Here is an 11,933-nt window from a genome sequence, read left to right on the forward strand (position 1 = left end):
CGTCGTGAATCTGAACGTCGAATTGGACAGGAGAAACATCCAAAATGCGGAAAAGGACCACTTTACTTTCGCCGAAACTTCATGGGTACCCCCCTTGCCAAAATCGACTGAAATCGAAATTTAGATAGGGAGGTGGGGAGATGGGGAGGTGGGGAGATAGGGAGATGGGGAGGTGGGGAGATAGGGAGATGGGGAGGTGGGGAGATAGGTAGATAGGGATATTAGGGAATTATAGCACTTTCTAGTCTAATCAGATACACAAGATTTTTTCACTCTTGCCTTTTGCCTCTTGCGTCTTGCCTCTTGCCTCTTGCCTCTTCCCGATTCCCTACTCCCTACTCCCTACTCCCTACTCCCTGTTCCGGTGTGCTACAGGCTATAGCATTGTGTTACAATTACTACAAAACCAATTTAACAATTCCTTTATTATGTAGTGCATAGCAGTTCTATAGGATTAGTAAACAGTCAGAGTTCTGATCCAGAACACAGAACACAAAACTCATAAAAATCTACTAATCTCGATCACCTTACCTAGAAAGGTTGAGGTAACTGGTGAAAAGGATAACTGGTAAAAAGGAAGGTATTTAACCTATGAAATACACCTTTGAAATCTTAGGAGTATCTCCTGTCCTAGACTTTTTCAATCATCAACAGACGTTGACTCAGAGAAAAGTCCCACCCCGGCTGAAATACTTAGGTACTTATCACTGTACCCTGGATGCTTTAATTGAATCAGCTGAAACCCTTACCTCCCAGGCAGATTGGGGTATAGATCAAGCTGTAGACAGTGTGATTGAATTCTGGATGAATCACCCAGAAATCATCAGTTATTGGAAACAACGATTAAATGATGCTGGTAAGGATAATTTACTAGTGTCAAGGGTGGCAGATTTTGAATCATTAAAAGCTGAGTTTGAATCCTTGATCAGTAGTTAAAATAGATAAGCTATCAGATATCAGCTATCAGCTATCAGCTATCAGCTATCAGCTATCAGCTATCAGCTATCAGCTATCAGCTATCAGCTATCAGCTATCAGCTATCAGCTATCAGCTATCAGCTATCAGCTTTTTAAGAAAAGAGGTAAGTATTCGTTTAATCTCTTTTACTGATATTTTAGTGAGGCTGTTCCGGGAGCAGGTCTTGCGTTGCCGAACAAAAGTACTATGTACCATGAGCGCAAGCTTAAACCCAGAGGCTATAGATAATTGACAAATATTCATCCTGGACATGCTCCCCCTATTACCTATTACCCATTACCTATTACCCATTACCTATTACCCATTACCTATTACCTATTCCCCAGATAAGCGTACAAATGTTCTGCATAAGTGACATGCTCCCGGCTGTTCCCTTAGCGTGACCATAGGCCAAGGGCTTTTACCCAGACTTTCAATTGTATAAAATCTCTCAATGTTAAATTCTACCATTTGAGGTTTATTTTAGCTGACGGCTGACCGCTGACCGCTGACCGCTGACCGCTGACCACTGAATACCAAGAGTTTTCCAGCTATTGCGGCTCAGATTCTGCTGATGAAGCACCTATCTTAGTTTTCAAACTATCTTCTAAGTACTCTATCCTTTTGCGTTGATTCTCAATATTTCCTATTGTTTCATTATAATCCTGCTCTAATTCATTAATCCGTTTCCGTTGCCGAGCTAGTTTACGACTTTGGTTAATTAGAGTAGGTGTGGAGATTAATAAACCGGCTAAACAGCCCATAGAAAGAGTTAAAAGAATCACTAGAGATAAAGGTTCTTCTACAGTCCAAACCCCAAAGTTTACCGCCACAATTGCTTTATTTTGGAGGGCGAATAAAATAGCTGCTATAGCTAAGCCAATCACGAAGCCTGAAATCAAAAACAATAAGCGCATAGTCTCAACTCACTCCTTGGTAATCCCCTAGATCAGATTTGATGCAATTATTGTAAGCTAAAATCTAGATAGAAAAAGTCACAGAGGGGTAAACAAGCATAATCTTAACCTTAAGCAAACACTCTAAGGAAAGACTATGGAACCATGGTCGCTTTCTGTAGTATCCGATCTAAGGATATATACTTCCCCCAGACATAAACTAAGCTTTTGGTTTAGCTGTTGAACGTAAGCTCTAAACTCAAGAGGGTGAGGAGCTGAGGGTGTGATAGCTTAACCCTTAGAGCCTTCTGTGTATTTTTCCGACCGCCATCGCCAGTTCTTACTCAAGGAGACATGAATAGATGTCTTTACTATTTATCCAACCCAAACCGATCAGGCAGAGCCAGTTACTCAATCGTCTAGTATTAGAGCGTCAGACCACCGAAGAAATTGGTCATGTCGATCAACTCTTGTTGGACTATCAAGCTCATCGAGTCGTGGCCTTAAGGTGTAAGTCTGGATTACTTGGGACGAAAAAACGGTACTTTGCTTGGAGTCAAGTAGAGAGTATTGGCACTGATAGTATTCTCGTCAACACTAGCAAAAATCACAAAGCTCAACAGAAAACCGAGTCTTGGGATTCACTGATCGGACATGAGGTGTGGACAGATGCGGGTAACAAAATTGGTAAGCTAGTGGATTACTTACTCAAACCTAAAAGCGGTAGTGTCGTTAACTATCTCTTCTCCGACAGTGGCTGGCATGGGGTTATGGATGGTATGTATCTACTCCCACCCGTAGCAATTTCGAGTATTGGCAGCAAGCGGGTTATTGTACTGGAGACAGTTGCTCAAAATAGTAAACCGTATGGGGAAGGACTTAATAAAAAAATTGGTCAAGCTACAGACCTGATCAAGGAAGATTATCAAAAAACTGTGCAGGAATTTCAAGCTGTCAAACGAAAAGCTCAACATATACCAGAACAGTTGAAAGATAAAGCCCAATCAGTCACTGAACAGTTGAAGGATAAAGCCAATGCTACCACCGAACAGTTGAAAGATAAAGCTCAATCAGTGACTGAGCAGTTGAAAGACACAGCCAAAGCTACCACCGCACACTTACAGGATAAAGCCAAATCCGTTACGAAGCAGTTGAAAGACAAAACCTAACATAAGTCTAAGAATTTGTGATGAGGCGATAATTTTTACCTATGGCTGTTAATTGGGAATTGGGAATTGGGAATTTTCCAGTTTCCATTTTCCATTAAGTAACACCAAATAGTAATAATAAGTAGTTAATAAAGCGTATTTAACTTAAGGTTGTCTCATAGCTTAAAACTAGGTTGTACAAACTATATTAGTCTTAGCATTTTCTGGAAATTTGCAGTTAAATAAATCAGTTTTTTTGAGTCATACTAACCACTAACGAAGAAATGGTAAAGAGACTGTGACACGAGTACCTACACCTATTTTACTTGCCATAACTATCTCTCCTTGATGCTGTTCCACATAACTTTTTACAATTGATAATCCCAATCCAATTCCTGCTATAGAACCGATATTACTCCCGCGAGTAAAGGAATTAAATAACTCACCTTGATCGTGCTTAGGAATGCCAATACCTTCATCTGTAACTTCCAGTATTACTTGATTAGTTTCACATTTAGCATTAAGTTCAACTTTGCCTCCTTGAGGAGAATATTTAATAGCATTAGAGAGGAGATTAGTTAGCATTTGCCGTAACAGCTTAGGATCTGATCTGAATTCCTTATAGTCACCTTCATGGCTAAACAATATCTGGTGTTTATCTGTGGTTTTAGATTGGATTTCATCAACTAATTTATTACAAAATATAACTAAGTCTATAGGTGCTGGTTGGAAATCCAGTTGGTCAAATTCTGTCTTGTTAATAAATAGCACATCATCCACTAAACCAGTCAGGTGCTGAACCATGGATTGAATACGTCTACAATGTTTCACTTGCTGAGTCGGATTAATTTTATGACCGTACCGTTCCAGGATTGCTGCTGATGAAGAAATTGTAGTTAATGGGGTGCGGTACTCATGGGAAATGCTAGAGATAATCCGAGATTTAAAATTGCTCAATTCTTTCTCTTTAACCAGTGATTGACGTAGTCTAAGTTCCAAAACTTGGAGCTGAGCATTAGCTACTCTTAGTTCAACTGTGCGCTCCTCAACCCGACGTTCTAACTCATCATTCAGTTCCTTCTGAGCAATTTCTATTTCCTTGCGAGTGGTGATATCTCGCAGTGATGCCATATAGGCTTTTTTTCCTTCCCATTGAATCTCTACTAGCTGGATTTCGGCAATAACAATTTTTCCATAGGAGGAGCGAATATCTAGTTCTGTAGATTGGCCAACCACTAAGGAACTGCACCATAGTTCTCCTTGGAGTTTTTCCGCTTTACAGTTCATCAGGTATTCTGCTGCGGGATTAACAAATTGAATCACTCGATTGTGATCAATAATGACAACACCATCAGCATTTCTGGTAATCATGGTGCGAAATTGTTCTTCACTGGCTCGTAGAGCTTCAGTTTTTCGCTTCAGTGCTAACAGCAGTCGTTGCCGCTCAATGCCATAGCGCATCGAGCGTATCAATAGGTTCCGATCAAATTCTCCTTTAACTAAGTAATCTTGTGCTCCTTCTTGTAGTGCTTCTATGGCTAAATTCTCATCAGTCAGTCCACTCAGAATGATTATAGGCACTTCGGGAAACTGGGCATAAATTTCACAAAATGTCTCTAAGCCTTGCTGATCGGGTAAGAACAGGTCACAGAGTACGATATCAATATTTCCATAGCTAAGGCACTCGAGACCTTGCTCTAAGGTCTCTACATGGGTGAGTGTTGCTGGAAAATGTTTGGCCTTTTTGAGTAATGCTTTAATCAGCTCAACATCCTGGATATCGTCCTCAATTAAGAGGATTCGGGTACAATCAGAATGGTCTGGTCTTTCTGTGGGGAGTTTATTCTGAAAATAAATGACTGAAGCAGGGACTGGTGAAGGGACAGGGAAATTCCTTTGATCAGCTGACGGTGAAGTGACTGGTAGGTATGTTGATGACATGGGAAAACTTTTAACTAATCAACAAACATCTGTTAGATATTAAATAAAATCTAATATGTTAATATTGACTTAAAAAAATACTTGTTTCCACCGTGATTTCACTAATACTTATCTCCGTACTAATACGGATAATTCACTAAAAAATGGACATAAAATCCGTATAATCCTTGAGATTAAGGGGATGAAAATACTAAAAAGTATACCCATTTATGGTCTTCGATGGGTATTCGATGGGTAATTTAGCCTCGAATCATAAAATTAATCTTAAATATAGCAATATATAGCAATTCTAAGACTTGTGAGCTACAAATATCTGGGTTTTAGGGAGCAGGGAGCAGGGAGCAGGGAGCAGCGATGCAGCGCGGTCTTGGGGAGGCAGCGCGGTCTTGGGGGTCCCCCCCATGAGCGACTGCCGTGGTTTCCCCCACTCGCGCTTTGCATCAAGACGGGAGCAGGTAACAGAGAAGAGGCAAGAGCCAATAGTCAAACAATTCTGTGTACCTCATGAGTCCTAGAAACGCTATAACTTTTATAAATGAGATGTAAACCTGTATGGTCTTTTTTTATTGTCCAATAAAACTCCGGATCTCTTTCCCCTTTTGCTTTTTGTATGCAAGCCTCTTGCCTTTCCTTAAGAGGTTGTCTGAGAAGTATTATTTGCTACATCCAAGCCCCCTAAATCCCCCGAGCGAGCAATCCCTCGCTCCGGGGACTTTTAGAAGCAAATTGACTCTTGTTCCCCCCAAAGTTGGGGGGCTAGGGGGGCAAAATTCAGTATCAAAAAACTTTTCAGATATCCTCTAAGAGATTCTGTTTACAACTCAAATAGAAATGCTATATGAGGAGCTGTAATCGTAAGTAGGTCGGTCTTAAACGTAAAAAAATTGTAGGGGTGGGTTTAGCCGAAAGTCTTGCTACATAAGCGATTTAACCGTCAAAACCCGCCCGGCCTTAGTTGCGTTTATTTATGCACACCTACTTAGTAAGATTTCAAAAATTAGGTGTATACTTGAAGGCATTACCCATGATCAGCGTAGGCTTGAGGCTAATGGTTTCTGAGCTATAGCGCTACGCACCGGGAATCGGGAATCGGGAATCGGGAATCGGGAATCGGGGGAAGAGTGTGGGGAGAGGGGAAAGGTAACAAGGGTAGTGATACACAAGTAGCGATATTAACAGCCGAAACCTTGATCAGACCTTAGGAAAACCACTACATTTTTACGACTACCTAAACATCTAATAATTTTTAATTTTTAATTTCCCACAGCGGCACTAGCTAGTTTCTGGCGGCGGTAGCTTCACAACACTAAACCAGAAATTTTCTAGGGCTTCGATAATATTGTCAAATTCTTTTAAGCTAATTGGTTTTTTAAGATAACAGTTAGCTCCCAAGTCATAGCTTTTTACAATATCTTCCTGAGCATCTGAAGTGGTCAGCATCACAACGGGGATTTGCTTGAGGTTATCATCACCTTTGATATGCTGGAGAATCTCTTGTCCATTCATCCCAGGCAGGTTTAGATCTAGCAAAATTAAGTCAGGTTGCTGGGAATCAGAATACTCCCCCTCTCTGTAGAGATAAGCGAGGGCTTGAGTACCATCCATAACCACATGGAGGTTAATCCCCAGTTTCGCTTTGTTGAGTGCTTTCCTGGTGAGTTCTATATCTCCAGGATCGTCTTCTATTAGCAGAATTTCAGGGAATTTACTGTACATATCATAGTTAATTGAAATTGGGTTAGTTGAACTTGGCTATAATATCATTTATTATTGAATTTTTATCCACAAACCCATCAGCCATCTTTGGCTACCAACTCTGAGGAATTGGCAAGGTGAAATAGAATCTTGAGCCAACACCAGACTCGGATTCGACCCAAATATTTCCACCGTGACACTGGACGATTTTCTGACAAATGGCTAAACCAATCCCAGTACCGGGATACTTGCTCCTACCATGTAGTCGTTGGAATATGGAAAAAATTCGTTCAGCATACTTGGTTGGAATACCAATACCATTATCTCGAACCCCTATTAACCATTTGGATTCCTGCAACTGAGCTTCAATGTGAATCTCAGGAGTTGCTTCGGAACGGAATTTGATGCCATTACTGATTAGATTCTGGAACAATTCCACCATGTGTTGGGGATTAGCTGAGATAGTTGGCAGTGGATCATGGGTGATGACAGCATGATTTTCTTTAATGGTAACACTCAAGTTTTCAAGAACCTGTTCAAGCACTTCAGCGATATCTGTGGGTTCAAAGGTCAGTTCAGACCGACCCAAACGGGAGTAGGCGAGCAGATCTTTAATCAGACTCTGCATGCGGAAAACACCATCAACAATGTAAGCCATGTATTTGTCTGCTTCGCGATCCAATTTCCCCTGGTACTCTTCCACCAGCAATTCTGTGAAACTCTTGACCTTCCGCAGGGGTTCTTGTAAATCGTGGGAAGCCACATAAGCAAACTGTTCCAGTTCTCGGTTAGAGTTCTGTAACTGCTCAATCCACCTTGAAAATTCTGTATTGGTTATGCGATCGCTAATCCCGCAGCTAAACCCCAAGACAAATTCTACTGAACCATCACTGGCCAACTCTGGTACCAGACAGGATTGATAAAACTGTCGCCCATTCTCTGTGTTCCACTGGAATTCAATGCTCTTTTCTTGACCTGTAGCAAACACCTTTTCCATGGCTCTATCCCATAAATGGATAAAGTCTTCTGGCATCTGCAGGTCACGATGGGTTTTGCCGATCAATTCTGAATGGGGGATCCCAATGGCCTTGGACAGGGACGGATTAGCATAGACATAACGAAATTCCCGGTCAAATACCCCTATACACTCGGGAGAATTGTCCACTAGGGACTGAAACAGGTATTCCCGAGAGCTTAGAGATGGTTTTGCTGGTATGCGATCGCTTTTTTGAAGGGTCATTCTTTTGGCAGACAAGTCGGACAAGGAACAATCAATCAAATCTTCCTTGTAGAGAGGTTGCAGACCACATCTCTACAAACAAGAACGATTTAACCGGACACGATATCAATTTTAGCTTTGTACTCTACACTGGCAGCAACTGGTTCGGGTGCTCAATTGTGATCAAGATGTCTGTTAAATTATAAAGAATCCCCCAAAGCCGAAAACCCCGTGTCTTTAGACCGGGGATGAAGGAACAAGCGCGGTCTTTAGCCGCCGTGAAAAAAATATTTCAGGAAAACCCGGAATCTTAGTCTAGGTGTTGTAGACTAAGGTAGTGAACAGTAATGGTCGAAGCTGATGATTATTTTAGAGTTCAAGGCAAAAGGGAAGAAACATCAATACTCCGCCATTAATGAGGCTATTCGGACGGTTCAATTTATCCGCAATAGCTGCCTCAGGTATTGGATGGACAATAAAGGGGTCAACAAATTTGACCTTAATAAATACAGTGCAGTACTAGCCAAAAACTTCCCTTTTGCCAACGAATTGAACTCTACTGCTCGTCAATCCAGTGCTGAAAGAGCATGGTCATCAATCATTCGGTTCTTCGATAACTGCAAGAAAAAGGTACCTGGTAAGAAGGGCTTTCCTAAATTCCATAAAAACTGTCGCTCTGTCGAATATAAGCAGTCTGGATGGAAGTTATCCACTGACAAGAAGTCAATTACATTCAGTGATAAAAAGGGAATCGGGAAGCTTAAACTTAAGGGTACATGGGACTTATGGCGTTTCGATAATAAGCAAATTAAGCGGGTTCGGATAGTCAAAAGAGCTGATGGCTACTATGTCCAGTTTTGCGTTTCGGTTGACATCAAAGAAGAATTAGAGTCAACTGGGACAGCTGTCGGGTTAGATGTCGGACTGAAAGATTTCTACACCGATTCCACTGGGATAACGGAATCAAATCCCCGATTCTACAGAACGGGAGAAAAGCGCCTTAAATTCTATCAGCGACGAGTTTCTCGTAAAAAGAAAGGCTCAACCAATCGCAAAAAAGCAGTTAATAGACTAGGTAGGCAGCACCTTAAAATAAGTAGGCAACGTGAAGAGCACGCCAAGAGACTGGCGCGCTGCGTAATCCGGTCTAACGACTTGGTCGCTTACGAAGACTTAAGGGTTAAGAATCTAGTAAAAAATCATTGTCTAGCCAAATCTATTAACGATGCAGGTTGGTATCAGTTCAGAAAATGGATGGAACACTTTGGCGATAAATTTGGAAAGGTAACTGTGGCAGTGAATCCTGCCTATACCAGCCAGAACTGCTCCGACTGTGGTGAAGTGGTGAAGAAATCTCTATCAACTAGGACTCACACCTGCAAGTGTGGTTGTCAGTTAGATAGAGACCACAATGCCGCAATCAATATCCTAAAAAGAGCCTTGGGTACGGTGGGGCACACCGGAACCTGGATTGACCGTAGGTCACGCTACGCGAACGTAAAAGATCTGAACGCTTCAGGAGATTCGACCTCTACTCTTCCTGGTTCCGACCTGGCTGAGCAAGTTGGATCGTTGAGTGAAGAATCCCCGCGTCTTTAGACCGGGGAGTGTCAACATGTTTCAAACTACTCGCCGACGCCTTGCTCTGTGGTACACTACGGTCACAGCAGTCTTACTGTTACTATTTGCAACTGGTGTCTATCTTTATGTCCGCCACACCCTGATTGAACGGGTTGATGACACCCTCAAACATGTCGTAGAAGTGGTAGAGCGATCACTGGTGATTCAACCTGTGGATGATGGCGAGAGTCCCTACCAATTCAACATTGAAGCCAGTTTTCGAGACAATAGTGATGGGGTAGAAGATGACCACATTGACCTGGAGTGGTTTAGTCCGAAGGGGGATTTGCTTTGGTCAACCTTCTCTGAGCCCTTAACTATTCCCTTAAAGACCAACACCACTAGGGCAACAGTTCATTTATCAGCAGAGCATCTCCTGCGACAGTTAACCCAACCGGTGGAAATCGAAGATTATATCTTAGGTTATTTACGGGTGAGCCACCCATGGTTTGAAGTCACCAAACCCAGCCACCAACTGATATTTGATCTGACTCTAGGTACAGTGGTGATGATTATCTCTACTGGTGCTATTGGTTGGTTACTATCTGGTATGGCTATGAAGCCAGTAAGAGAGTCCTACCAACGGCTCAAACAATTCACTGCTGATGCTTCCCACGAACTGAGAAACCCAATTGCTACGATTCAGACTAACGTGCAAGTTGCTCTGGGGGATCCCGATTTGGCATCTGAGTTGCAACGGCACCAACTCGAAGTGATAGAGCGATTAACCCAGCGCTTAGGAAAACTGGTGAATGACCTGCTGTTTTTGGCTCGTGCTGATAGCGGTATGGTAAAACCCCAGTGGCAATTAGTCCACCTAGATGCTTTGCTAATGGAAGTGATCGAGGAGCAACAACTGATTGCTATAGACAAAGGTATTTCCCTGTACTTGATTGAAATCCCCAATCCCGATCATGGAGAGAGCACAGAGCAGACAGAGGAGACAGAGGAAGAGATGGGGGCTGGTGAGGTATTTCTGCCACCCTGCCCTAGTAACGAATTCCAAAATCCAACATTCGACGAAGATGCCTTTACCCTTGAGGGGGATTGGAATCAATTGGTACGTTTATTTACCAATCTAGTGAATAATGCTGTGCAATACACACCCGCCTCTACCAAAACTCCAGGGGAAGCATTTATTCAAGTGGAATTACAACAGTTAGAACCTCCCAGCAAACGTAGGCCAACAAACCTGCAATTCCTCACTGGTAGTCCCTCATGGGGGGGACCGCCAAGACCGCGCTACCTCCTTCAAGTTAAGGTAACTGATTCCGGTCAAGGCATCTGTGCATCAGCATTACCTCAGATTTTTGATCGCTTTTATCGAGCTGATCCAGCTAGACCCTATGATACAGCAAAAGGAGCTGGGCTAGGTTTAGCGATCGCTAAAACAATAGTTGAAAATCACCACGGTCAAATCGAAGTTGAAAGCACTCTCAACCAAGGGACAACGTTTACGGTTACAATACCCGTTTTTAGAAAAAACAACACTGAAAGCCCTGTGGAAAGCGAGAAGGTATGAAAGCAAAAATATTTTGTCTTATCATATGTCGCGGTTTCGGTCAGGGGGAGTTTCGCGCTATAGTTTAAATCAAGCTCAACTAGCTCCAAAACAGGACATAAAAGAGGTGGTTATGGTTGCTTCTTATCACAGAGAGTACATGACTCCCGAAGCTTATCTAGACTGGGAAGAAAAGCAAGAACTCAACTATGAATACATCGACGGCGAAGTCTATGCTATGAGTGGGGGAACTATTCCCCACGGAACCATTGCTCTGAATCTTGCCACTGCCTTAAAAAGCCATTTGGGGGGAGGTTCGTGTCGTCCTTTTATCTTTAGTGTCAAAGTGGGTGTATCGGAAAAAGGCCCCTTTCACTACCCCGATGTCATGGTAACCTGCGACCAACGAGACAGCAATGCCCTCAAAGTCATTTATCATCCCTGTCTGATTGCGGAAGTCCTCTCTCCCTCCACTGAAGCCTTTGACCGAGGTCGCAAATTTGCTAACTATCGCCGCATCAAAACCTTACAAGAATACCTTTTGATTGATACTCAACAGATCACTATCGAGTGCTTCCGGCGCAATCCACAAGGCAAATGGGAACTCAATCCCTATACAGAAGGAGAGGAAAGTCACTTGACCAGCATTGATTTTAGTTGTCCCATATCCTTAATTTATGAGAATGTTACAGTCTAGTTACTGTATAGTAGTGAGTGCTTAAGGGCTGAGTTTTTATATAAACGTACTACCAAACCTCAATAATTTACTCAAACCGGATTAATTAGTACTAATGATTAGATCCACAATCAGGATTTACAGTACTAGTCCACTCCGGGTAAATGATCTATTACCAATCACTAATATCTAAAAATTAATATCTAATATCTAATAGCAATCCTAAATCAATTGAGAGAATGTTTATTCCCTGTTCCCTACTCCCTGCTCCGAAGTCCCT

11 protein-coding genes are annotated in these 11,933 nt (G+C 42.3%); 6 read left to right on the forward strand and 5 right to left on the reverse strand.

Annotated features, from left to right (window positions below; translation table 11 throughout):
* Window positions 1-275 precede the first annotated feature (275 nt).
* Entirely contained in the window at window positions 276-434 is a 159-nt protein-coding gene (locus tag F6J99_RS32700) for a hypothetical protein (RefSeq protein ID WP_293119274.1), read from the forward strand.
* Window positions 435-591: 157 nt separating this feature from the next.
* Window positions 592-936 carry a hypothetical protein gene (locus F6J99_RS32705; protein WP_293119276.1) on the forward strand — a complete coding sequence of 115 codons (345 nt, stop codon included), beginning with the start codon at window positions 592-594 and terminating at the stop codon, window positions 934-936.
* Window positions 937-1,508: 572 nt separating this feature from the next.
* Here F6J99_RS32705 and F6J99_RS32710 read toward each other — a convergent pair.
* Complete coding sequence (locus F6J99_RS32710; RefSeq protein WP_293119278.1) at window positions 1,509-1,874, reverse strand: LapA family protein; 366 nt, start codon at window positions 1,872-1,874, stop codon at window positions 1,509-1,511.
* A gap of 341 nt (window positions 1,875-2,215) precedes the next feature.
* Between F6J99_RS32710 and F6J99_RS32715 the strand changes: the two genes are divergently transcribed.
* Window positions 2,216-3,022 carry a PRC-barrel domain-containing protein gene (locus F6J99_RS32715; protein WP_293060807.1) on the forward strand — a complete coding sequence of 269 codons (807 nt, stop codon included), beginning with the start codon at window positions 2,216-2,218 and terminating at the stop codon, window positions 3,020-3,022.
* A gap of 252 nt (window positions 3,023-3,274) precedes the next feature.
* Here the strand turns inward: F6J99_RS32715 and F6J99_RS32720 are convergent, their stop codons facing one another.
* From F6J99_RS32720 to F6J99_RS32735, 4 genes are all read right to left on the reverse strand, one after another.
* Entirely contained in the window at window positions 3,275-4,942 is a 1,668-nt protein-coding gene (locus F6J99_RS32720) for an ATP-binding protein (protein WP_293119280.1), read from the reverse strand.
* A gap of 1,028 nt (window positions 4,943-5,970) precedes the next feature.
* On the reverse strand, window positions 5,971-6,105 hold the full coding sequence (locus tag F6J99_RS32725; protein ID WP_293119282.1) for a hypothetical protein: 135 nt from the start codon (window positions 6,103-6,105) through the stop codon (window positions 5,971-5,973).
* A 109-nt stretch (window positions 6,106-6,214) separates the two neighbouring features.
* The gene (locus tag F6J99_RS32730; protein WP_293060801.1) at window positions 6,215-6,658 is read right to left on the reverse strand and encodes a response regulator; all 444 of its coding nucleotides are present in this window, start codon (window positions 6,656-6,658) and stop codon (window positions 6,215-6,217) included.
* Window positions 6,659-6,749: 91 nt separating this feature from the next.
* Window positions 6,750-7,901: an ATP-binding protein gene (locus tag F6J99_RS32735; protein ID WP_293119284.1), complete on the reverse strand. Its 1,152-nt coding sequence runs from the start codon at window positions 7,899-7,901 to the stop codon at window positions 6,750-6,752.
* Window positions 7,902-8,216: 315 nt separating this feature from the next.
* On the opposite strand from F6J99_RS32735, the gene F6J99_RS32740 reads away from it, so the two are divergent.
* The 3 genes from F6J99_RS32740 (at window position 8,217) to F6J99_RS32750 (ending at window position 11,674) form a co-directional block, all read left to right on the forward strand.
* Window positions 8,217-9,455 (forward strand): transposase, encoded by a 1,239-nt coding sequence (locus F6J99_RS32740; protein ID WP_293119286.1) that lies wholly within the window; start codon window positions 8,217-8,219, stop codon window positions 9,453-9,455.
* Window positions 9,456-9,471: 16 nt separating this feature from the next.
* Window positions 9,472-10,998 carry a HAMP domain-containing sensor histidine kinase gene (locus F6J99_RS32745; protein WP_293119288.1) on the forward strand — a complete coding sequence of 509 codons (1,527 nt, stop codon included), beginning with the start codon at window positions 9,472-9,474 and terminating at the stop codon, window positions 10,996-10,998.
* A gap of 112 nt (window positions 10,999-11,110) precedes the next feature.
* Window positions 11,111-11,674 (forward strand): Uma2 family endonuclease, encoded by a 564-nt coding sequence (locus tag F6J99_RS32750; protein ID WP_293119290.1) that lies wholly within the window; start codon window positions 11,111-11,113, stop codon window positions 11,672-11,674.
* Window positions 11,675-11,933: the final 259 nt, after the last annotated feature.

Source organism: Moorena sp. SIO4G3, from assembly GCF_010692305.1.
Classification (GTDB): domain Bacteria; phylum Cyanobacteriota; class Cyanobacteriia; order Cyanobacteriales; family Coleofasciculaceae; genus Moorena; species Moorena producens_A.

Coding starts and splice junctions, on each gene's coding strand:
- F6J99_RS32740 (WP_293119286.1), top strand. CDS start 8,217: ATGATTATTTTAGAGTTCAAGGCAAAAGGGAAGAAACATCAATACTCC.
- F6J99_RS32750 (WP_293119290.1), top strand. CDS start 11,111: ATGGTTGCTTCTTATCACAGAGAGTACATGACTCCCGAAGCTTATCTA.
- F6J99_RS32720 (WP_293119280.1), bottom strand. CDS start 4,942: ATGTCATCAACATACCTACCAGTCACTTCACCGTCAGCTGATCAAAGG.
- F6J99_RS32715 (WP_293060807.1), top strand. CDS start 2,216: ATGTCTTTACTATTTATCCAACCCAAACCGATCAGGCAGAGCCAGTTA.
- F6J99_RS32705 (WP_293119276.1), top strand. CDS start 592: ATGAAATACACCTTTGAAATCTTAGGAGTATCTCCTGTCCTAGACTTT.
- F6J99_RS32710 (WP_293119278.1), bottom strand. CDS start 1,874: ATGCGCTTATTGTTTTTGATTTCAGGCTTCGTGATTGGCTTAGCTATA.
- F6J99_RS32745 (WP_293119288.1), top strand. CDS start 9,472: ATGTTTCAAACTACTCGCCGACGCCTTGCTCTGTGGTACACTACGGTC.
- F6J99_RS32730 (WP_293060801.1), bottom strand. CDS start 6,658: ATGTACAGTAAATTCCCTGAAATTCTGCTAATAGAAGACGATCCTGGA.